The sequence below is a fragment of the Sphingomonas sp. Leaf5 genome, from assembly GCF_001421155.1.
Lineage (GTDB): Bacteria > Pseudomonadota > Alphaproteobacteria > Sphingomonadales > Sphingomonadaceae > Sphingomonas.
In genome coordinates, this window is the sequence record NZ_LMJZ01000013.1 from 1 (window position 1) to 19520 (window position 19520).

Annotated in this window: 21 protein-coding genes and 1 tRNA gene; 11 read left to right on the forward strand and 11 right to left on the reverse strand. The window is 66.5% G+C overall.

All coding sequences use genetic code 11. The features are described from left to right. Positions 1-205: 205 nt before the first annotated feature. The 4 genes from ilvC to miaA form a co-directional block, all read right to left on the reverse strand. Entirely contained in the window at positions 206-1225 is a 1020-nt protein-coding gene (gene ilvC, locus ASE50_RS10285; RefSeq protein WP_056399616.1) for a ketol-acid reductoisomerase, read from the reverse strand. A 125-nt stretch (positions 1226-1350) separates the two neighbouring features. Next, positions 1351-1866: an acetolactate synthase small subunit gene (gene ilvN, locus ASE50_RS10290; RefSeq protein ID WP_055994666.1), complete on the reverse strand. Its 516-nt coding sequence runs from the start codon at positions 1864-1866 to the stop codon at positions 1351-1353. A 145-nt stretch (positions 1867-2011) separates the two neighbouring features. After that, a complete protein-coding gene (locus ASE50_RS10295) occupies positions 2012-3757 on the reverse strand; it encodes an acetolactate synthase 3 large subunit (protein ID WP_056399622.1) in 1746 nt (581 codons plus the stop codon). Between the two features lie 90 nt (positions 3758-3847). Next, on the reverse strand, positions 3848-4777 hold the full coding sequence (miaA, locus tag ASE50_RS10300) for a tRNA (adenosine(37)-N6)-dimethylallyltransferase MiaA (protein ID WP_235512289.1): 930 nt from the start codon (positions 4775-4777) through the stop codon (positions 3848-3850). On the opposite strand from miaA, the gene serB reads away from it, so the two are divergent. After that, complete coding sequence (serB, locus tag ASE50_RS10305; RefSeq protein WP_056399626.1) at positions 4776-5657, forward strand: phosphoserine phosphatase SerB; 882 nt, start codon at positions 4776-4778, stop codon at positions 5655-5657. The genes miaA and serB overlap by 2 nt on opposite strands. 117 nt (positions 5658-5774) lie before the next feature. Here the strand turns inward: serB and ASE50_RS10310 are convergent, their stop codons facing one another. Next, positions 5775-6665 carry an SPOR domain-containing protein gene (locus ASE50_RS10310; protein WP_056399628.1) on the reverse strand — a complete coding sequence of 297 codons (891 nt, stop codon included), beginning with the start codon at positions 6663-6665 and terminating at the stop codon, positions 5775-5777. Positions 6666-6818: 153 nt separating this feature from the next. Here ASE50_RS10310 and ASE50_RS10315 point away from each other — a divergent pair, with 153 nt between their 5' ends. From ASE50_RS10315 to ASE50_RS10325, 3 genes are read left to right on the forward strand one after another with little or no spacing between them, the layout of a single operon-like run. After that, positions 6819-7523, forward strand: a complete 705-nt coding sequence (locus ASE50_RS10315; RefSeq protein ID WP_056399630.1) for an AAA family ATPase — start codon at positions 6819-6821, stop codon at positions 7521-7523. Between the two features lie 2 nt (positions 7524-7525). Then, positions 7526-7921 (forward strand): hypothetical protein, encoded by a 396-nt coding sequence (locus ASE50_RS10320; protein WP_056399633.1) that lies wholly within the window; start codon positions 7526-7528, stop codon positions 7919-7921. Continuing rightward, entirely contained in the window at positions 7918-9153 is a 1236-nt protein-coding gene (locus ASE50_RS10325) for an SPOR domain-containing protein (RefSeq protein ID WP_056399636.1), read from the forward strand. Before ASE50_RS10320 ends, ASE50_RS10325 begins: the two co-directional genes overlap by 4 nt. Positions 9154-9196: 43 nt before the next feature. Here ASE50_RS10325 and ASE50_RS10330 read toward each other — a convergent pair whose 3' ends face one another. From ASE50_RS10330 to ASE50_RS10345, 4 genes are read right to left on the reverse strand one after another with little or no spacing between them, the layout of a single operon-like run. Continuing rightward, a complete protein-coding gene (locus ASE50_RS10330; RefSeq protein WP_056399641.1) occupies positions 9197-10399 on the reverse strand; it encodes a dihydroorotase in 1203 nt (400 codons plus the stop codon). Then, positions 10396-11385 (reverse strand): aspartate carbamoyltransferase catalytic subunit, encoded by a 990-nt coding sequence (locus ASE50_RS10335; RefSeq protein WP_056399644.1) that lies wholly within the window; start codon positions 11383-11385, stop codon positions 10396-10398. Before ASE50_RS10335 ends, ASE50_RS10330 begins: the two co-directional genes overlap by 4 nt. Positions 11386-11425: 40 nt before the next feature. Then, a complete protein-coding gene (ruvX, locus tag ASE50_RS10340) occupies positions 11426-11896 on the reverse strand; it encodes a Holliday junction resolvase RuvX (RefSeq protein ID WP_056399731.1) in 471 nt (156 codons plus the stop codon). Beyond that, positions 11893-13002 (reverse strand): DUF3089 domain-containing protein, encoded by a 1110-nt coding sequence (locus tag ASE50_RS10345; protein ID WP_056399652.1) that lies wholly within the window; start codon positions 13000-13002, stop codon positions 11893-11895. Before ASE50_RS10345 ends, ruvX begins: the two co-directional genes overlap by 4 nt. 105 nt (positions 13003-13107) lie before the next feature. Here ASE50_RS10345 and gatC point away from each other — a divergent pair, with 105 nt between their 5' ends. Genes gatC through ASE50_RS10365 form a run of 5 tightly spaced genes read left to right on the forward strand, consistent with a single transcriptional unit; the run spans position 13108 to position 17152 of the window. Continuing rightward, positions 13108-13395 carry an Asp-tRNA(Asn)/Glu-tRNA(Gln) amidotransferase subunit GatC gene (gene gatC, locus ASE50_RS10350; protein ID WP_056399654.1) on the forward strand — a complete coding sequence of 96 codons (288 nt, stop codon included), beginning with the start codon at positions 13108-13110 and terminating at the stop codon, positions 13393-13395. Next, a complete protein-coding gene (gatA, locus tag ASE50_RS10355; RefSeq protein ID WP_056399657.1) occupies positions 13395-14876 on the forward strand; it encodes an Asp-tRNA(Asn)/Glu-tRNA(Gln) amidotransferase subunit GatA in 1482 nt (493 codons plus the stop codon). Before gatC ends, gatA begins: the two co-directional genes overlap by 1 nt. Then, positions 14867-15043 (forward strand): hypothetical protein, encoded by a 177-nt coding sequence (locus tag ASE50_RS18795; protein ID WP_156347368.1) that lies wholly within the window; start codon positions 14867-14869, stop codon positions 15041-15043. The genes gatA and ASE50_RS18795 overlap by 10 nt, the downstream gene beginning before the upstream one ends. 1 nt (position 15044) lies before the next feature. Beyond that, positions 15045-16523 carry an Asp-tRNA(Asn)/Glu-tRNA(Gln) amidotransferase subunit GatB gene (gene gatB / locus ASE50_RS10360; protein WP_156347369.1) on the forward strand — a complete coding sequence of 493 codons (1479 nt, stop codon included), beginning with the start codon at positions 15045-15047 and terminating at the stop codon, positions 16521-16523. Next, on the forward strand, positions 16520-17152 hold the full coding sequence (locus tag ASE50_RS10365) for a peptidylprolyl isomerase (protein WP_056399662.1): 633 nt from the start codon (positions 16520-16522) through the stop codon (positions 17150-17152). Before gatB ends, ASE50_RS10365 begins: the two co-directional genes overlap by 4 nt. Before the next feature lies 1 nt (position 17153). Here the strand turns inward: ASE50_RS10365 and ASE50_RS10370 are convergent, their stop codons facing one another. Beyond that, positions 17154-17372, reverse strand: a complete 219-nt coding sequence (locus tag ASE50_RS10370) for a hypothetical protein (RefSeq protein ID WP_055994631.1) — start codon at positions 17370-17372, stop codon at positions 17154-17156. A 1-nt stretch (position 17373) separates the two neighbouring features. Further along, complete coding sequence (locus ASE50_RS10375) at positions 17374-17604, reverse strand: hypothetical protein (protein WP_056399734.1); 231 nt, start codon at positions 17602-17604, stop codon at positions 17374-17376. Positions 17605-17741: 137 nt separating this feature from the next. Between ASE50_RS10375 and ASE50_RS10380 the strand changes: the two genes are divergently transcribed. Together ASE50_RS10380 and tig are read left to right on the forward strand one after the other, a co-directional pair. Next, positions 17742-17826: transfer RNA gene (locus tag ASE50_RS10380), tRNA-Leu, on the forward strand. Between the two features lie 66 nt (positions 17827-17892). After that, complete coding sequence (gene tig, locus ASE50_RS10385; protein WP_056399665.1) at positions 17893-19503, forward strand: trigger factor; 1611 nt, start codon at positions 17893-17895, stop codon at positions 19501-19503. Positions 19504-19520 lie beyond the last annotated feature (17 nt).

A 19520-nucleotide genomic window follows, 5' to 3' on the forward strand; every position in this document is an offset into this window, starting at 1 on the left:
AATGTCTCGACTTCCAAACCCCCGCCGAGGCATTCCTGCGCATCTCAACCGGTGCACTTCAAACGTGAATCCACATTCCCGCCTGCGCGGGAATGACGAGCGAGGGGGCACTGGCCCGCCCGCCCGTCGGTCGCGGCAAAGCCGCGCCCCGAAGGGCGGGCTTCGTCGCGCCGGCCGGTTGGCCGATCAGTACGAACTAACGTCGTTAGTTCTTGGTCTGATCGACCAACTTGTTCGCCCCGATCCACGGCATCATCGCGCGCAGTTCGGCACCGGTCTTCTCGATCGGATGCGCCGCCGCCTGCTTGCGCGCTGCCTTCAGTTCGGGCTGGCCGGCGCGGTTGTCGAGCACGAAGTTCTTTACGAAGCGGCCCGACTGGATGTCGGCGAGGACTCGCTTCATTTCCTTCTTGGTTTCGTCAGTGATGATACGCGGGCCGGTGACGATGTCGCCATATTCGGCGGTGTTCGAGATCGAATAGCGCATGTTGGCGATGCCGCCCTCATAAAGAAGGTCGACGATCAGCTTGGTTTCGTGGAGGCATTCGAAATAAGCCATTTCCGGCGCGTAGCCGGCCTCGACTAGCGTTTCGAACCCGGCTTGGATCAGGTGGGTGACGCCGCCGCACAGCACGGCCTGCTCTCCGAACAGGTCGGTTTCGCATTCCTCGCGGAAGTTGGTTTCGATGATGCCCGACCGGCCGCCGCCAACGCCCGATGCATAGGCCAGCGCGATGTCGTGCGCGTTCCCGCTGGCGTCCTGATGAATCGCGACGAGGCAGGGCACGCCGCCGCCCTTCACATATTCGCTGCGCACGGTGTGGCCCGGACCCTTGGGCGCGATCATGATGACGTCGACATCGGCGCGCGGCTCGATCAGTCCGAAATGGACGTTCAGGCCGTGGGCGAAGGCGAGCGCCGCGCCGGGCTTCAGGTTCGCGTGAATGTCGTCGGCATAGATCGCGGCCTGATGCTCGTCGGGCGCCAGGATCATGAGGATATCGGCCCATGCGGCGGCTTCGGCGTTCGGCATCACCTTGAAACCGGCACCTTCGGCCTTGGCGGCGCTGGCCGAACCGGGACGCAGCGCGATGGCGACGTTCTTGACGCCCGAATCGCGCAGGTTCTGCGCATGGGCATGGCCCTGCGACCCATAGCCGAGGATCGCGATCTTCTTGTCCGAGATCAGGTTCAGATCGGCGTCGCGATCGTAATAGACACGCATGATGATTTCCCTCTTAGATCAGGTTCGTCACCCGAGCGAAGGCTGGGGGCTCGTCCCGCGAACCGCTCGCTTGCGGACGGAGAGCTCAGCCTACGCTGGGGTGACGGGATGGTTGCGAATAGGTTTCAGGCGGCCTCTCGTCCGCGGGCGATGGCGGCGATGCCGGTGCGAGCAACCTCGACCAGACCGACTTCGGCCATCAATTCGGTGAACTTGTCGATCTTTTCGATCGATCCCGTCACCTCGAACACGAAACTCGACACGGTCGCATCGACCACGCGCGCGCGATAGACTTCGGCAAGGCGAAGTGCCTCGATCCGGTGCTCGCCGGTGCCGACGACCTTGACCAGCGCCAGCTCGCGTTCGACATGCGCGCCCTGCACGGTCAGGTCGACGACCTTGTGGACGGGCACCAGCCGGTCGAGCTGGGCAATGATCTGTTCCATTACCGGCGGCGATGCGCTGGTGACGATGGTGATGCGGCTGACCGCCTTGTCGGCGGTGATTTCCGACACGGTCAGGCTTTCGATATTATAGCCACGGCCCGAGAACAGCCCGGCGATGCGCGCGAGGATGCCGGGTTCGTTGTCGACGAGGACGGCCAGCGTATGCCGTTCCACTGATTCCTGACGTATGTGCATGTTCGTTCCTGTTCCTCCCCGGCGCGGGGATAGGGACCAGTCGCATGCTGGTGGAAGATATCCACCGGCGGTGCGCTTGGGGAAGTCCCCCTCCACCGCTCTGCGAGCGGTCCCCCTCCCCGTGAACGGGGAGGAGCTTGCTATGTCAAACCAGCGCCTTGGCTTCGTCGTCCATTTCGCCCGAGACTTCGTTCGCCTGCAGGATCATGTCGGTATGCGCCGCGCCGCTGGGGATCATCGGGAAGCAGTTGGCCAGCTTCGCCACCATGCAGTCAACGATCACCGGGCCGTCATGGTCGAGCATGGCCTGAATCCCGTCCTCCAGCTGGTCGGGCGTTTCGATGCGAATACCCTTCCAGCCATATGCCTCGCCCAGCTTTACGAAGTCGGGCAGCGAGTCCGAATAGCTGCTCGAATAGCGCGAGCTGTAGGTCAGCTCCTGCCACTGGCGGACCATGCCCATATATTCGTTGTTGAGGATGAAGATCTTCACCGGCAGCCGGTACTGCGTCGCCGTCGCCAGCTCCTGAATGTTCATCTGGATCGACGCCTCGCCGGCGATGTCGATGCACAGCGCCCCCGGATTTCCGAGCTGCGCACCGATCGCGGCGGGCAGGCCATAGCCCATCGTGCCGAGACCGCCGCTGGTCAGCCACTTGTTCGGTGCTTCGAAGCCGAAATGCTGGGCCGCCCACATCTGATGCTGGCCGACCTCGGTCGAGATGATCGGCGCGCGATGTTTGGTCGCGGCGTACAGCGCCCGGATCGCGCGCTGCGGCATGATTTCCTTGGTCGATTCCGGGAAGTCGAGGCAACGCTTGGCGCGCCAGCCCTCGATCTTCGCCCACCACGCCTTCAGGTCGGGCTTGGGATGCTGGCGCGATTTCCACACCCGCACCATGTCCTCCATCGCGTGGCCGGCATCGGCGATGATGCCCAGATCGGCGCGCACGATCTTGTTCACGCTCGACCGGTCGATATCGATATGGACCTTGCGGCTGCGCGGGCTGAAGGCATCGAGCCGCCCGGTCACCCGGTCGTCGAAGCGCGCACCGATGGCGATGACCAGATCGGCCTCGTTCATCGCCATATTCGCTTCATAGGTGCCGTGCATCCCCAGCATCCCCAGCCAGTTCGGGCTGGAAGCGGGCAGGGCACCGAGACCCATCAACGTCGAGGTGACCGGCGCACCCGACACCCGGACCAGTTCACGCAGCAGTTGCGACGCGCCCGGACCCGAATTGATGATGCCGCCGCCGGTATACAGCACCGGCCGCTCGGCCGCCGCCAGCATGTCGACGACCTGCTCGATCTGCGCCCGGTCGGCCTTCACCTTCGGACGATAGGTCTTGTGCTGGATCGGGCCGGGCTTGGTGTAGCGCGCGGTCGCGACCTGCACGTCCTTGGGAATGTCGACCACGACCGGGCCGGGGCGGCCGGCGGTGGCGATATGGAACGCCTCGTGAATGACGTGGCCGAGCCTGGCCGGGTCCTTCACCAGATAATTGTGCTTGCAGCAGTGGCGCGTGATGCCGACGGTATCGGCCTCCTGAAACGCGTCGGTGCCGATCAGGGCGGTCGGGACCTGTCCGGTGATGACGACCATCGGGATCGAATCGAGCAGCGCGTCGGTGATGCCGGTAATCGCGTTCGTCGCCCCCGGACCCGAGGTGACGAGCACGACGCCCGGCTTGCCCGTCGAGCGAGCATAGCCCTCCGCCGCATGGGTCGCGGCCTGTTCGTGGCGGACGAGGATGTGCTTGATCCGGCTGTGTTCGAACAACGCGTCGTAGATCGGCAGCACCGCGCCGCCGGGATAGCCGAATACGACTTCCACGCCGAGGTCGACGAGGGCCTCGACCAAAATGGCGGCTCCACTCTTCTCGGTCATGGGTCTTCAACTCCTCAATATTTTCGCAGGCGCGAATAGCACCGTTGGAGCAGCGTCGCTAGTCGCCATAAATGTACGTGTCAACCATCTTTAACGTAATAAAATGTCGAATTGAGATGATAACGCGCATGTTTCGGTTTCGCTGGTGCGAAGCCAATCGGCCGGTGGCTGGTTGCGGAACCATGTATACTGCCGTTTGGCATATTGCCGCGTTGCGAAGCGCGCTTCGCGCAGTGCTTCATCGCGGGTCCATTCACCCTTTTGCCAGCGTTCGATCTCGATCACGCCGATGGCGCGGCGGACAGAAGCCTGTGGCGCGATGTCGTTGCGCGCCAGCAACGTGGCGACTTCCTCGACTGCCCCGCCGTCGAACATCGCTGACAAGCGGCGGTCGCAGCGTCCGGTCAGCCAGTCGCGTTCGGGCAGCAGGATCATGGTCGACAGCGTGATGCGGTCGCCGATCCCGCCGGTCCGGTCGCGCTGCCAGTCGGCCAGCGTCCGACCGGTCGATCGCACCACTTCCAGCGCGCGGGCAATGCGGGTGGTGTCGGCCGGGTTCAGCCGGGCGGCGGCTGCCGGATCGGCGACGCTGAGCGCCTCGGTTGCCTCGGCCATCGGCAGCGCACGGACGGCCTTGCGGATGGCGGGATCGATCTCGGGGACGGGCGCGATGCCGTCGATCAGGGTCCGCAGATACAGGCCGGTGCCGCCGACCAGCACCGGCAGCTTGCCTGCTGCATGTGCGGCGTTGATCTCGCGGATCGCGTCCTTCGCCCATGCCGGCGCGGAATAGCTGTTTGCGCCGTCGACATGGCCGAACAGGCGGTGCGGTGCCTGCGCTTCTTCATAGGGCGACGGGCGCGCGGAAAGGATGCGCAGGTCGCGATACACTTGTGCGCTGTCGGCATTGATGACGACGCCGTCATGCGCCCGGGCGACCGCGATCGCCAGCGCGGACTTGCCGCTGGCGGTCGGGCCTGCGATGAGCGCGACCCTCGGACGGTCAGGAGATTTCGCCATGTTCATCGCCACGCTGATAGCAGCCGAATCGATCGCCGCGGGCGATATTTCCGCCGCCGCCGATCGGCTGGACGTGGCCGGCTGTCTGGTCGAGGGCTGGACGTGGATCGACGAAGGCCGCGCCGCCGATATCCGGTTCGCCAGCGATGCCGCCGCAGCGCGGGGCGCGATCGAAGGCCTTGTTGCCGGCACCGACGTCGCGGTGCAGCCCGCCGCCAATCGCGAGAAGACGCTGCTGGTCGCCGACATGGATTCGACGATGATCACCGTCGAATGCATCGACGAACTAGCCGACTATGCCGGGATCAAGGCGCAGATCGCCGAGGTGACCGAACGGGCAATGCGCGGCGAACTCGACTTCGCCTCGGCGCTCGATGCCCGCGTCGCCCTGTTGGCAGGGCTGGAGGAAAGCGCGATCCAGCGGTGCCTCGACGAACGCGTCAAGCTCATGCCGGGGGCCAAGACGCTAATCCGGACGATGCGTGCTCGCGGCGCAACGACGATTCTCGTGTCGGGCGGCTTCACCCGTTTTGCCGAGCCGGTCGGCACCGAACTAGGTTTCGACCGGATGATCGCCAACCGCTTGCTGATCGAGGATGGCAAGCTGACCGGCAAGGTCGCCAAGCCGATCGTCGATGCGACGACGAAGGAAGTCACGCTGCTGGGTGCGATCGATGAACTCGGCATCGACGGGCAATCGACGCTGGCGGTCGGCGACGGGGCCAACGACCTGCCGATGATCCGCCGCGCGGGGCTGGGCGTCGCCTATCACGCCAAGCCGATCGTCGCTGCCGAGGCAGGGGTGCGGATCGACCATAATGACCTGACCGCATTGCTGTATATGCAGGGGATCGCGCCATCGGAGTGGGTGCGCGGCTGATCGCCGCGCGCGAACGGTATTACCACGCGTCGCGAGCGGCCGTCACATGGCGATGTCGGCGCAGGCTTGCGGCAGCCCGAGCGCCGATCTGCGCCATCAGCAGCAGCGCGGCGGGGATTACCGCTTTACCGGGACGCAGGTCGTCGGGCGGATCGTGGCGCAGGCGCGGGTCGCCTCGGCGCTGCTGGCGAATGGGCCGATCTGCAACCGGGTGACGCCGCCGGCATCGTCGTAAAAGGGCTGTCGGCCCGTGAACTTGCCCGCGACCTCGGTCCATAGCCGCCGCGCATTGCCCGCATCGCGGAACGCGCCGAGTTGCACCCGCCAGTTGCCGGTGGCGACCGGAGACGCTGGCGGAGCGGCGCGAGGGACCGGCCTGGGGGCGGGGGAGGCCTTGGCGACCTGCGTTGCCTTGGGTAGCTCGGGCGTGGCGGGCAGGGCGGGGCGTCCGGCATTCCGCTCCAGATCGCGCGCCATCGCCAGCGCCGCCTGCCGGTCGGGCAGCGGGACATACCGGTCCATCTGCGCCAGCGTCGCCGCCGCCTGCGGCAGTCCCGCCGACGATGCGCGCGTCATCAACGCATAGGCGCGCCGCCAGTCCTTCGGCACGGCGTCGCCGTTGAAGAGCATCGTCCCGAGGACGAACTGGCTTCTCGCCTCGCCGCGGTTTGCCGATTTTTCGAGCCATTGAACGGCTTCGGGGCGTTTGCCGTTCTGGAAAAGGATCAGGCCGTAATTTTCCTCGGCCTGCCGGTGCCCCTGTTGTGCGGCGCGGGCATACCATTGTTCGGCTTCGGTCAGGTTCATTGGCACGCCGCGACCGAGCTTATAGGCCTGCCCCAGATTAAACTGCGCATCGGCATCGCCCGCGACCGCCGGTTCGCGCCATTCGCCGACCGCCGTCGTCCAGTCGCCCCGCGCCCACGCCTCCACGCCAGCCTTCACATCGGCAAGCGCCGGCACCGCCAGCATCGTCGCCGCCAGAGCCGCCCCCATCGCACCGCGCATCCAAGTCCCCCTTGCGATCATCGCCGTCCATTATCAGCGCTTGCCGGTCGGCGGAACGGCTTTCGCGATCGGTCGCCCCCGTACGGGACGTTAACCGCATTTTAGGCCTGTCCGTGCCAATCCCGGCTGCAAGTGAAGGGAGACGTAAGCGGCATGCGCGTTCTGGCGGTGGCATCGCAAAAGGGGGGATCGGGCAAGACGACATTGTCCGGGCATCTCGCCGTGCAGGCCGAACGGTCGGGCGCGGGTCCGGTCGTCATGGTCGACATCGATCCGCAAGGCTCGCTGGCCGACTGGTGGAACGCGCGCGTCACCGACGAACCGGCGTTCGCGCAGACGCTGGTCGCGCGGCTGGCGGCCGATCTGGAAACGCTGCGTGCCCATGGGTTCAAGCTGGCAGTGATCGATACCCCGCCGGCGATCACCATGGCGATCCAGAGCGTGATCGCCGTTGCCGAACTGATCGTGGTGCCGACCCGGCCCAGCCCGCACGACCTGCGCGCGGTCGGGGCGACCGTCGACCTGTGCGATCGTGCCGGCAAGCCGTTGGTCTTCGTGGTCAACGCGGCGACTCCGGGTGCGAAGATCACTGCGGAGGCGACGATGGCCCTGTCGCAACACGGCACGGTCGCACCGGTGACGGTCCATCACCGCGTCGATTTCGCATCGTCGATGGTCGACGGGCGGACGGTCATGGAGATCGATCCGACGTCGAAGTCGAGCGCCGAAATCGAGGGGCTATGGAACTATATCCACGATCGCCTCGAAAAGAATTTCCGGCGTACCGTGTTCGCCGTGCCGACGTTGGCGGGTGGTCCGCGTCCTGCCGGGGGCTTCGGCCGTCGGGTGCGGGGCTAGCCATGGCTACACCGCGCAATCCCACACAGATCAATCCCGGCCTGCTGGCCCGCAAGGGCGAGGCACGTCCGGCGATGCGCCCGCATGGGACCGGCGATGCGACCGATCCGGGTGACGATCTCGGCTGGAACGATCTGGGCGAGCCGACGATGCCGGTTCCCGCCGTCCTGCGCGAACGGGCGATGCTGCATGCCGCGCCGTCGGCGGAGGAAGGATCGATCGTCCTGACGCTCGATGCCGACCGGCTGTTGCGGTTGCGGCTGGCGGCGACGGTACGCAACCTTTCCCCGGAGGCGTTCGTTCGCGAAACGCTCGATCGGTCCCTCCCGTCGACCTCCGACATCGCGGCGCTCGTTCAGCGCCTTGCCCCCGATGGGGCCGCAAAGGGCACGCAATGAAGACCCATCTGCTCATCTCGGTCGGTCTGGCCACGGCGATGCTCGGCGGCTCGCTGGCACTGGTCGCCAGCGGGAGCGTGGCGGTGGCATCGTCCGAACAGACTATGGCGCAGAAGCTGGCGGGCAAGGCGGCCAAGGCGCTGGCGAAGCGGCACGGCGATGAAGCGGTGACCCTCGCCGAACAGGCGGTCACGCTCGCGCCGCGCGATCCCGGTTATCGCACGCTGCTGGGCAAGGCCTATCTGCAGGCGGGGCGGTTCGGCTCGGCCACGCAGGCGTTCAGCGACGTGCTGGCGCTGAACCCGGCCGATGGTCGCGCCGCGCTGAACCTCGCCCTGGCGCAGACCGCGACCGGCGAATGGGTGGCGGCGCGCGAGACGCTGACCGCACATGCCGCGCGGATCGCCAATGCCGATCGCGGACTGGCGCTGGCGCTGGCTGGTGATCCGACCGGTGGTATCGCGTTGCTCAGCGAAGCGGCCCGCGATCCGGCGGCGACCGCGACGATGCGACAGAATCTTGCGCTTGCCCTTGCGCTCGATGGACGCTGGGTCGAAGCGCGGACCGTGGCGTCGGTCGACATGTCGCCCGAACAGGTCGATGCGCGACTGGTCGAATGGGCGGGTTTCGCGCGGCCGCAATCGGCGGCGCAGCAGGTCGCCGCGTTGCTCGGTGTGACGCCGGCAGTCGATCGCGGGCAGCCGATGCAACTGGCACTGTCGGCACCGGGCGATGCCGCGCCGGTGGCGGTCGCGCTGGTCGAGCCGGTCCTTGTCGAGCCGGTCGCCGCGCCGACCCGGGTGGCGAGCGTGATACGCCCGGCCATCACCTTCGCACCACGGCAGGAAATCGTGCAGGCGCTGCCGAGCGATTATCGAGGGGCCCGTGGCAATTCGATCGGCCCGGTCCGCATGGCGGCGGCTCCGACATCGCGCGATGCCGGCGGCTATTATGTGCAGCTCGGTGCATTCGATACCCCGGCGGTCGCCCGGTCCGCGTGGCGACGTTTGAGCCGAAACGTACCCCGGCTTGCCGGAATGTCGCCACAGGGTATGCAAGCGAGCGTCCGTGGTGCCAGTTTCTACCGGCTGTCGGTCGGCGGTCTCGCCCATGCCGATGCCGCGGCGTTGTGCGGTCGCGTGCGGGCAAAGGGCGAACGCTGTTTCGTTCGTACCCATGCCGGCGAGCAACTGGCGAATTGGGCTCGCCCCGAACGCCTCGCCTCGCGCTGAACCAGTTTCCCGAGCCTCTCCCAGGAGGAGGCGGCGCGTTCCCTTACAGGAACGCGCCGCCCTTTATCACCCGGACCGCGCGGCCCTGCACCGGCAGGCCGTCGAACGGCGTATTCGCCGCCTTGCCCGCCAGAGCGTCGGCGCGGACCTGCCACGGCGTATCCTGATCGACGACGATCAGGTCGGCGGGCGCTCCGGTGGCCAAGGTGCCGGTATCGAGGCCGAGCAGCCTTGCCGGGTTCCGCGCCAGCAGTGCGAAGAGGCGGTCGAGTTCGATCAGCCCGTCGCGAACCAGCCCCAGCCCGAGCGCCAGCAGCGTCTCCGCCCCCGCCATGCCGGGTTCCGAATCGGCGAAGGGCAGGCGCTTGGCTTCGGGACCGCGCGGATCATGGCCCGAACACAATACGTCGATCGTTCCGTCGGCCAGTGCGGCGCGCGCGGCGCGACGATCGCCTTCGTCGCGCAGCGGCGGCGAGAGATGGGCGAAGGTCCGGAAATCGCTCATCGCGATATCGGAGAAATAGAGATGGGCGGGGGTGATGCCGCAGGTGACGCGAACGCCGCGTCGCTTGGCCGCCCGAATCAGGTCGAACCCGGCGGCGGTCGTCACCTGCCGGAAATGCAGCCGCGCGCCGGTATCCTCCGCCAGCATCAGGTCGCGCGCGATGGCCAGTGCTTCGGCGATGGCCGGCGCAGCGGGCAGGCCGAGCCGCGTTGCCGTCTCGCCGGACGTCGCCACCGCGTCGCCAGCAACGCCGCCGTCCTCGGCATGGGCGACTACGACCAGATCGCAGTCGCGGGCATAGGCCAGCACCTTTCGCATCACGCCGCTGTCGGCGATCCAGCGCCGCCCGGTCGCGACCGCCACCGCACCCGCTTCGGCATTGATCGCCATTTCGGCGAGGTCGGTGCCGCGCAGCCCCTGAGTCGCGGCCGATAGCGGGTGGATCCAGATATCGGGCTTGCCCATATGCGCTGCCCGCGCGACGATGCCCGGATCGTCGAGCACCGGTGCCTGATCGGGCATCAGTCCGACGCGGACGATCCCGCCCGCCCGGCAGGCAGCGGCATCGATGCCGAACACGCCGAGATCGACGATCGCGGGTGCCAGCAGCTTGCCGGTGATGTCGATGCGTTCGGCGTTCGAAACGTGCGAGGCGATCGTATCGCCGCTTACGGCCAGATCGCCGCTACGCACGCCGCTATCGGGACAAACCAGCGTGCCCCCGGTAAAGATCATGCTCATGCCCAGCCCTCCACGCCACGGCTGCGCCGGGTCAGCACGTCGAGGCACGCCATGCGCACCGCGACGCCCATTTCGACCTGTTCGGTGATGGTCGAGCGTTCGGGATCGTCGGCGACGTCGCTGGTAATCTCGATCCCCCGGTTCATCGGTCCCGGATGCATGACGATCGCGTGCGGCTCGGCCCGTTTCAGCCGTTCGCGGGTCAGGCCGTAGCGGAGGTGATATTCGCGGGTCGACGGAATGAAGCCGCCGTTCATCCGCTCATTCTGCAACCGCAGCATCATCACGACATCGGCCCCCTCCAGCGCGGCGTCGAAATCGGTGAAGGGGGTGACGCCCATCGATTCGATCGCCTGCGGCATCAACGTCGTCGGCGCGACGACGCGGACTTCGGCGGCGAGGGTGGTGAGCGCGAGGATGTTCGACCGCGCGACCCGGCTGTGCAGGATGTCGCCACAGATCACGACGCGCCTATGGGCGATCTCCCCCAGCCGCCGGCGGATGGTCAGCGCATCCAGCAGCGCCTGGGTCGGATGTTCGTGCCAGCCGTCGCCGGCATTCAGCACCGGGCAATCGACCTTGTCGGCGATCAATTGCACCGCGCCTGACGAACCGTGGCGGATGACGATCACGTCGGCGCGCATAGCGTTCAACGTGACGGCGGTGTCGATCAGCGTCTCGCCCTTCTTCACGCTCGACTGGCCGGCGTGCATGTTGACCACGTCGGCCCCTAGCCGCTTGCCGGCGATCTCGAACGACAACAGCGTGCGCGTGCTGTTTTCGAAGAATGCGTTGATCTGCGTCACGCCGTCCAGCCGGTGGTCGCTGGGACCGCGGCTGCGATTGGCGTCGATCCATTGTTCGGCTTCGTCGAGCAGGAACAGGATCTCATGGGGCTGCAACCCCTCGATCCCGGTCAGGTGGCGATGCGGGAAAACGGCACCCCCATCGATCATGGCGGCGGGGCGGTGGTCTGAGCTATGCATCGAGGCGACCGGTTAAGCCGGGCCACGCGCTCGCGCAAGGTCAGCCGAGCGGAACGTTGACCAGCGCGTCGATCGCCCCTTGCAGGATATAGGCGGCAGCGAGCTTGTCGACGCGTTCGGCGCGTTTGGCGCGGCTGAGATCTTCGGCGATCATCTGCCGTTCGACCGCGACCGTCGACCAGCGTTCGTCCCACAGGAAGATCGGCAGGCCGCTATCGTCGAGATTGCGGGCGAATGCCCGGATCGACTGCGTTCGCGGCGAATCGGTGCCGTCCATGTTGAGCGGCAGGCCGACGACGATGCCGCGCACCGATTGCTGGCGGATCAGGGTCGTCAGCTGCGCCTTGTCGGCGGTGAATTTGGTCCGGTTGATCAGGATCGCCGGGCTGGCGAAGCTCCATCCGGCATCGCACAGCGCGGTGCCGATCGTCTTGGTCCCGACATCGAGGCCGATCAGCCGGCCACCTTCGGGCAGCGCGTCGCGAAAGACGGCGCGGTTTTCGGTAATCATCGTCTCTCCCACGCCGCCAGCCGGCGCAGGGCGTCGGCGCGGACATTCGCCCAGAACAGGCTGTAGTCATACACGTGCCAGTTGTTGCCCGGCAGCACATAGGGGCCGAGATCGGGCGGGCTGTCGCCGATCAGCAGGAAACCGCGTTCGTCGCAACGGGCGGGGACCAGCCCTGGCGTGATCGTCGCGTCGGCCAGTTCCTTGTCGGGGATCAGCGTGCCGCGATTGGCGCTGGCGGGTGCGGCAGCGTTGGCGGTGCCGGTCAGCGGGTTGGTACACACCATCGGCGTGCCGCTGGGCGGACGTCCGTCGAACCCGGTCGATGCGTCATATCGCTCGACGATCAGTGCCGGGTCGGCGGGTTCGGCGAAGCTTTGCCACGACAGCAGACAGCGCGCCTGATCGGCGGTGGTGCATTCGGGCAGGCCGAGCGCGGTCAGGTCGGTCGCCTTCGATACCGGCCAGCCGACGACATAGGCGGCGACAATGCGGCGGGCGAGCGGGGTGCCGGCAACCTTCTCCCGCAGCAGTCGCGTCAGGTGCAGCGCGCCCTGGCTGTGGCCGGCGAGGATGATCGGGCGCTTCGGATCGGCTTCGGCGACGAACGTATCGAACGCCGCCGCGACGTCGCGATAGGCGAGGTCGAGCGCCTGCGTGGCTGCGGCGTCACCGGTCAGGAAGGCACCGAACGTCGCTTGACGATAGCGCGGTGCCCAGACGCGACCGGCGGCGCTGAACGCGCTGGCCTGTCCGCGCAGGAACACCTGCGCCCGTCCGTTCGATTCGCGATCGTCGAGCGCGGCGTTCCAGCGATCGGTGCCGACGAACGAGGTCGGATGAACGAAGAAGATTTCGGCATTGCCCGGTGCCGTCGGTGCGATTCCCTGCGGCAGCCAGTCGACCGGCGTATTGGTCAGTCCCGGCCGGGCGAACCACAGGGCGCGGTCGGCATAGGCGTTGGCCGGCATCGCCGGTTCGGCGCGGAACGCTACACCCGGGACCATCGCCCGGCGCAACAGGTCGTTGCCGAACAGGCGAAAGGCGAACAGCGCGGCGATCGCCAGCACGATCAGCGCCGCCACCACATACAGGAATTTGCGCGCCAACCCCGTCTCCGCCGTTATCCCGGCCTTGGTGGGGGAAGCGGCGTTCACACGCAACCGCTTTGCGGTGCTTGTGGGGGGCTCGCCGGGATGCTAGCCGCCCATGCCATGTCCGTCGAACCTGCAACCGTCAAACGCGTGGCCGGCCTTGCCCGTATCGCGATCACCGATGCCGAAGCCGAAAAGCTGGCACCCGAACTCGGCAATATCCTCGGTTTTATCGAGCAACTGGGCGAGGTCGATACCAGCGGCGTCGAGCCGATGACCGCCGTCATCCCCAACCATCTGCGCCTGCGTGACGATGTCGTCACCGATGGTGATGTCCGCGACCGTGTGCTCGCCAATGCGCCGCAGGGCGAGCATGGCTTTTTCACCGTTCCGAAAGTGATCGAATAGTGTCGAACCTGACCGACCTTGGCGTCGCCGCGATCCGCGACGGCGTGCGCGGCGGCGATTTTTCCGCCCGCGACGTCGCCGATGCGTTCATCGACGCGGTCGCTGCTGCGAAGCCGCTCAACGCCTTCCTTGTCGAGACCCCCGACCATGCGCGCGCCGCTGCCAAGGCAGCCGACGATGCGCGCGCCGCCGGCGAGACGCTCAAGCCCCTTGCCGGCGTGCCGATCGGCATGAAGGACCTGTTCTGCACGCAGGGCGTGGAGACCACGGCGGCGAGCGACATCCTGAAGGGCTTCGTGCCGCAATATGAATCGACCGTGTCGGGCAATCTGTGGAATGCCGGTGCGGGGATGCTGGGCAAGCTGAACCTCGACCAGTTCGCCATGGGATCGTCCAATGAGACCAGTGCGTTCGGCAACGTCATCTCGCCATGGCGTCGGCCGGGTGATACCGCGCCGCTGGCGCCGGGCGGTTCGTCGGGTGGTTCGTCGGCGGCGATCGCGGCGCGGCTGTGCCCCGCGGCGACCGGCACCGATACCGGCGGCTCGATCCGTCAGCCGGCCGCATTCGTCGGGATCACCGGCATCAAGCCGACCTATGGCCGCTGCTCGCGCTACGGCGTTGTCGCCTTCGCCTCGTCGCTCGATCAGGCGGGACCGATGGCGCACGATACCCGCGACTGCGCGATCATGCTGGAGGCGATGGCCGGGTTCGACCCCAAGGATGCGACCTCGCTCGATCTGCCGGTCCCGGCATGGGAAGCGGGCCTGAACGCCGACCTGCGCGGCAAGCGCGTCGGCATTCCGAAGGAATATCGCGTCGACGGAATGCCGACCGAGATCGAGGCGCTGTGGCAGCAGGGTATCGATTGGCTGAAGGATGCCGGCGCGGAGATTGTCGAGGTCTCGCTGCCGCATACCAAATATGCGCTGCCGGCCTATTACATCATCGCGCCCGCCGAAGCGTCGTCGAACCTCGCCCGTTATGATGGCGTGCGCTATGGTCAGCGGGTGCTGCCCGATGGTGCCGGCCTGCAGGACATGTATGCCGCGACCCGCGCCGCGGGATTTGGCGACGAAGTGAAGCGCCGGATCATGATCGGCACCTATGTGCTGTCGGCCGGTTTCTACGACGCTTATTATACGCAGGCACAGAAGGTGCGGACGCTGATCGCGCGCGATTTCGAAGCGGCGTTCGAGCAGTGCGACGTGCTGCTGACCCCGACCGCGCCGTCGGCGGCGTTCGCGCTGGGCGAGAAGAGTGCCGATCCGATCGCGATGTATCTGAACGACGTCTTCACGGTGCCGTCGTCGCTGGCGGGCCTGCCGGCGATGAGCGTGCCGGGCGGCGTCGACAAGGACGGGTTGCCGCTGGGGTTGCAGATCATTGGCCGACCGCTCGACGAACAGGGCGTGTTGAACGCCGGATTGGCAATCGAGCAGCGCGCTGGCTTCGTCGCTCGGGCGGACAAATGGTGGTAGTCGCCGAAATCCTGATCGAGGCGATCGGTACGGTGCTGGAATGCGCCATCGATTTGCTGCCCGACGGGAAGTCGAAGACGAAAAACAAAGGCTCCGACGAACCGCAGCCGGTTCCGAGGAATATGATCGAACAGTGGCCGCCGACCGGCCCGTATGAAGAGCGATGACATGAGCGATTACCGCATCCGTGGCGCGACCGGCGACTGGGAGGTCGTGATCGGCCTCGAAGTCCATGCGCAGGTTACGTCGAATGCCAAGCTGTTCTCCGGCGCGGCGACCGCGTTCGGTGCCGAGCCGAATACGCAGGTGTCGCTGGTCGACGCGGCGATGCCGGGCATGTTGCCGACGCCGAACCGCGAATGCATCCGGCAGGCGGTGCGGACCGGGATGGCGATCGATGCGGTCATCAACAAATGGTCGCGGTTCGATCGCAAGAATTATTTCTACGCCGATCTGCCGCAGGGCTATCAGATCAGCCAGCTCTACCACCCGCTGGTGGGCGAGGGGTCGGTCACGGTCGTGCTTGACGAGAAAAATCCCGACAGCCCGACCAAGACGATCGGCGTCGAGCGCATTCATGTCGAGCAGGATGCCGGCAAGCTGATGCACGACCAGCATCCGACCCGCTCGTACGTCGACCTCAACCGGTCGGGCGTGGCGTTGATGGAAATCGTCAGCCGTCCCGACATGCGTTCGCCGGCCGAGGCAGGGGCCTATCTGTCGAAGCTCCGGACGATCCTGCGCTATGTCGGGTCGTGCGACGGCAATATGGATCAGGGGTCGATGCGCGCCGACGTCAACGTTTCGGTGCGCCGCCTCGGCGAGGAACTGGGCACGCGGACCGAGACCAAGAACGTCAACTCGGTCCGGTTCGTGATGGCCGCGATCGAATATGAGGCGAATCGGCAGGTCGCGGTGATCGAGGATGGCGGCCGCATCGTTCAGGAAACCCGCCTGTTCGATCCGGACAAGGGCGTGACGCGGTCGATGCGGTCGAAGGAAGACGCGCACGATTACCGCTACTTCCCCGATCCCGACCTGCTGCCGCTCGAACTCGACGATGCGTTTCTCGACGAATGCCGTGCGAGCCTGCCCGAACTGCCGGACGCCAAGCGCAATCGCTATGAGGGCGAACTGGGCCTGTCGGCGTACAACGCCGCCGTACTGACCGCCGAGGTCGAAACGGCGCGCTGGTTCGAGGCGCTGCTGGCCGAATGCGGTTCGGATGTCCCGGCAAAGTCTGCCGCCAACTGGTTGATTTCGGACCTGTACGGGGCACTGAACCGGCTGGGCAAGGGCATCGTCGATAGCCCGGTCTCGCCGGCACAGGGTGCGGAATTGCTGAAGCTGGTCGCCGATGGCACGCTGTCGGGCACGCTGTCGAAGCAGGTGTTCGACATCATGCTCGAAACCGGGCAGGGGGCGAACGCGATCGTCGAGGAACGCGGCCTCAAGCAGACCAGCGATACCGGCGCGATTGAGGCGGTGATCGCCGAGGTCATGGCAAAGAACGCCGACAAGGTCGCCGACTATCGCGGCGGCAAGGACAAGCTGTTCGGTTTCTTCGTCGGTCAGACGATGAAGGCGATGGGCGGCAAGGCCAATCCGGGCGTCGTCAACGATCTGCTGAAGAAGGCGCTGGGATGATGCGAACGACGCGACGCGCGTTGCTGGTAGCGCTGGCGTTTGCCGGACCGGCACTGGCCCAGACGCCGGCGCCACAACCGGCGGCCGAAGCGCCGCTGCCGCGCGTCGCGATCGTCACGACGGCGGGGACACTGGTCGTCGAGGTGGAGACGAAGCGCGCGCCGATCACCGTAGCCAATTTCCTGCGTTATGTCGATCAGAAGCGGCTCGACGGCGTCAGCTTCTATCGCATCGTCAAGGTCGGCCCCGATTTCGGCTTCGTCCAGTTCGGCCCGCACACCGACGCGAAGCGATATCTGCCGCCGATCAGGCACGAACCGACGACGCAGACCGGTCTGTCGCACACCGATGGCACGCTATCGGTCGCGCGACTCGGCGTCGGAACGGCGCGGGGTGAGTTCACGATTTCGGTCGGGGATCAGCGGCGTTCGCTCGATGCCGCACCGGGCGTACCGGCCGACGGACAGGGCTACGCAGCCTTCGCCCGGATCGTCGAGGGGCGCGATGTCTTGACCAAAATACTCGATACGCCGGTCGATCCGACCAAGGCGACCAATGGCGCTTTCAAGGGCGAGATGCCCGCCACGCCGGTGAAGGTTATCACCGCGCGGCGGGTCATTTCGCGCTGACCTACTGGCCGTCGCCTTCCTGATTGCGGACGACGCCGCCCGACCCACCGGCGCTGTCGGGCGAGACGGTCGGTTCGGTCGGTGACGTCGCACCGGCGTCGGTACCGGCCCGTTCGACGTCGCCATTGACGGTGTCGACCGCCTTTTCGATGTCGCTGCGGCGATCGGTGTCGCCTTCGGGCGGGCTGTCGGGGTGGCTGCTGCGATCGCGGTCGCTCATGTCAATTCCCATCCATCACAGGTTGGCCGGGCACCGGCGTCACGCCGGGATCGCTGCCGGGCATGGGCGATGGCACGTCGATGTCAGGGCCAGGCACGTCGATTTCGGGCGGTGGGGCGGTCGGTTGTCCCGGCTCGGTCTGCGGCACCGGATATTCGGGCGGCGGCGTGGTGGGGGCGACGCCGGGATCGGGGGCGGGGGTCTCGGCGGGAATGGGTGGTTCTACGGGCATGAACGCGCTCTCCTTCATTTCCCTCAACGCGTCCGATGGATGCGGGTTGCGGCACGCAAGCAACTCTGCGAAGCGTGGCGACTTGCCCCGGCGTGCATGGCTGCTATAGACGCGCCCGTGCCGGCGGCGTCCGCTCGGCGGGCGTGGCGGAATTGGTAGACGCGCTGGATTTAGGTTCCAGTATCGAAAGATGTGGGGGTTCGACTCCCTTCGCCCGCACCAGTGACGCCGCCGCCCGGTCGAGGCTGGAGCCGCCCCGAATCGATTCCTTTGACGAAAGCTTCGAGAATGCAGACTGTCGAGACGTTGAACGAGGGCCTGAAGCGCGCCTACACGCTGACCATCACCGCGGCGGATATCGACTCAAAGGTCGATGCCGAGGTTAAGCGCGTTGCCCCGACCGTGAAAATGCCCGGCTTCCGCCCCGGCAAGGTGCCGGCGAACCTGGTTCGCAAGATGCACGGCGAAGCGCTGGCGCAGGACGCGCTCAACAGCTCGATCCAGGACGGCATCCAGACGCTGATCGCCGAACAGAAGCTGCGCCCGGCCACCGCCCCGCAGGTGTCGCTCGACGGCACCTATGCGCCCGGTCAGGACGCCGCGGTCACGGTGTCGCTGGAAGTCCTGCCCGAGGTGCCGGCCCCGGCGATCGACGGGCTGACGCTGGAACGTCTGACCGTTCCCGCCGACGAAACGGTGGTCGATCAGCAGATCGAGCAGCTCGCCAGCAACAACAAGCGCCACGACGACGCCGAGGAAGGCCATGAAGCCGCGACCGGCGATCTAGTCGTGATGGATTTCGTCGGAAAGGTCGACGACGTGGCGTTCGACGGTGGCACCGGCGAGGGCATGGCGATCGAGATCGGATCGGGTCGTCTGATCCCCGGTTTCGAAGACCAGCTGGTCGGCGTGAAGAAGGGCGACGAAAAGACCATCAACGTCACCTTCCCCGACGACTATCAGGCCGAAAACCTGAAGGGCAAGGCCGCGACGTTCGACCTGAAGATCACCGACGTGAAGGTACCTGCCGAAGGCGGTCCGGACGACGAGTTTGCGAAGTCGCTGGGTCTCGAAAGCCTTGAGCAGCTGCGTGGCCTTATCAAGGGCCAGATCGAGCAGGAGCTCAACGGCCTGACCCGCACGCACATGAAGCGCAAGCTGCTCGATCAGCTTGCCGCGGGCCATGATTTCGAAGTGCCGCCGTCGATGGTCGAAGCCGAGTTCGACCAGATCTGGGCACAGCTGCAGCATGAAGCCGGCCACGAAGCCGATCCGGAAGCCGCCCGTGCCGAGCTGGAAGCCGAGCGCGAGGATTATCGCCAGATCGCCGTCCGTCGCGTCCGCCTCGGCCTGTTGCTGTCGGAAATCGGCCAGGCCAACGGCATTGAGGTCAGCCAGCAGGAAATGCAGCGCCTGATCATGCAGGCTGCGCAGCAGTACGGCCCGGAAGATCGCCAGCGTTTCATGCAGTATGTCCAGCAGGAGCCGATGGCGGCCGCCCAGCTGCGTGCCCCGCTGTATGAGGACAAGGTCGTCGATTTCCTGTTCGGCAAGGCCGAGATCACCGACCGCGAAGTAACGCGTGAGGAACTCGAAGCCGAGATCGAGAGCGAAGAAGGCGCGGTGCCGCATGTGCACGGCCCGGACTGCGGTCACGATCACAGCCATGACCATGACCATGCCGAAGCAAAGCCGGTGACGGCCAAGGACGTCGAGCCGGCTGCGCCCGACGCGCAGGCCGAAGCCGAAGCGCCGAAGAAGAAGGCCGCGACCCGCAAGGCACCTGCGAAGAAGGCGGACGATGCGCCGGCCGAAGCCGCCGACGCGGAAGCCGAGCCGGCACCGGCCAAGAAGCCACGCGCCAAGAAGAAGGTCGAGACCGAAGCCGAAGAAGGCTGATCGATCGCGACCCAACG

Excerpts from the sequence above, each read along its gene's own strand:
- ASE50_RS10375 (WP_056399734.1), bottom strand. The coding sequence starts at position 17,604 with ATGCCCGTAGAACCACCCATTCCCGCCGAGACCCCCGCCCCCGATCCC.
- ASE50_RS10320 (WP_056399633.1), top strand. The coding sequence starts at position 7,526 with ATGGCTACACCGCGCAATCCCACACAGATCAATCCCGGCCTGCTGGCC.
- tig (WP_056399665.1), top strand. The coding sequence starts at position 17,893 with ATGCAGACTGTCGAGACGTTGAACGAGGGCCTGAAGCGCGCCTACACG.
- ASE50_RS10295 (WP_056399622.1), bottom strand. The coding sequence starts at position 3,757 with ATGACCGAGAAGAGTGGAGCCGCCATTTTGGTCGAGGCCCTCGTCGAC.
- ASE50_RS10330 (WP_056399641.1), bottom strand. The coding sequence starts at position 10,399 with ATGAGCATGATCTTTACCGGGGGCACGCTGGTTTGTCCCGATAGCGGC.
- ruvX (WP_056399731.1), bottom strand. The coding sequence starts at position 11,896 with ATGATTACCGAAAACCGCGCCGTCTTTCGCGACGCGCTGCCCGAAGGT.
- ASE50_RS10370 (WP_055994631.1), bottom strand. The coding sequence starts at position 17,372 with ATGAGCGACCGCGATCGCAGCAGCCACCCCGACAGCCCGCCCGAAGGC.
- ilvC (WP_056399616.1), bottom strand. The coding sequence starts at position 1,225 with ATGCGTGTCTATTACGATCGCGACGCCGATCTGAACCTGATCTCGGAC.
- ASE50_RS10335 (WP_056399644.1), bottom strand. The coding sequence starts at position 11,385 with ATGCATAGCTCAGACCACCGCCCCGCCGCCATGATCGATGGGGGTGCC.
- gatB (WP_156347369.1), top strand. The coding sequence starts at position 15,045 with ATGAGCGATTACCGCATCCGTGGCGCGACCGGCGACTGGGAGGTCGTG.
- gatC (WP_056399654.1), top strand. The coding sequence starts at position 13,108 with ATGTCCGTCGAACCTGCAACCGTCAAACGCGTGGCCGGCCTTGCCCGT.
- ASE50_RS10310 (WP_056399628.1), bottom strand. The coding sequence starts at position 6,665 with ATGCGCGGTGCGATGGGGGCGGCTCTGGCGGCGACGATGCTGGCGGTG.
- ASE50_RS10365 (WP_056399662.1), top strand. The coding sequence starts at position 16,520 with ATGATGCGAACGACGCGACGCGCGTTGCTGGTAGCGCTGGCGTTTGCC.
- ASE50_RS10325 (WP_056399636.1), top strand. The coding sequence starts at position 7,918 with ATGAAGACCCATCTGCTCATCTCGGTCGGTCTGGCCACGGCGATGCTC.
- ASE50_RS10315 (WP_056399630.1), top strand. The coding sequence starts at position 6,819 with ATGCGCGTTCTGGCGGTGGCATCGCAAAAGGGGGGATCGGGCAAGACG.
- ASE50_RS18795 (WP_156347368.1), top strand. The coding sequence starts at position 14,867 with ATGGTGGTAGTCGCCGAAATCCTGATCGAGGCGATCGGTACGGTGCTG.
- ilvN (WP_055994666.1), bottom strand. The coding sequence starts at position 1,866 with ATGCACATACGTCAGGAATCAGTGGAACGGCATACGCTGGCCGTCCTC.
- miaA (WP_235512289.1), bottom strand. The coding sequence starts at position 4,777 with ATGGCGAAATCTCCTGACCGTCCGAGGGTCGCGCTCATCGCAGGCCCG.
- serB (WP_056399626.1), top strand. The coding sequence starts at position 4,776 with ATGTTCATCGCCACGCTGATAGCAGCCGAATCGATCGCCGCGGGCGAT.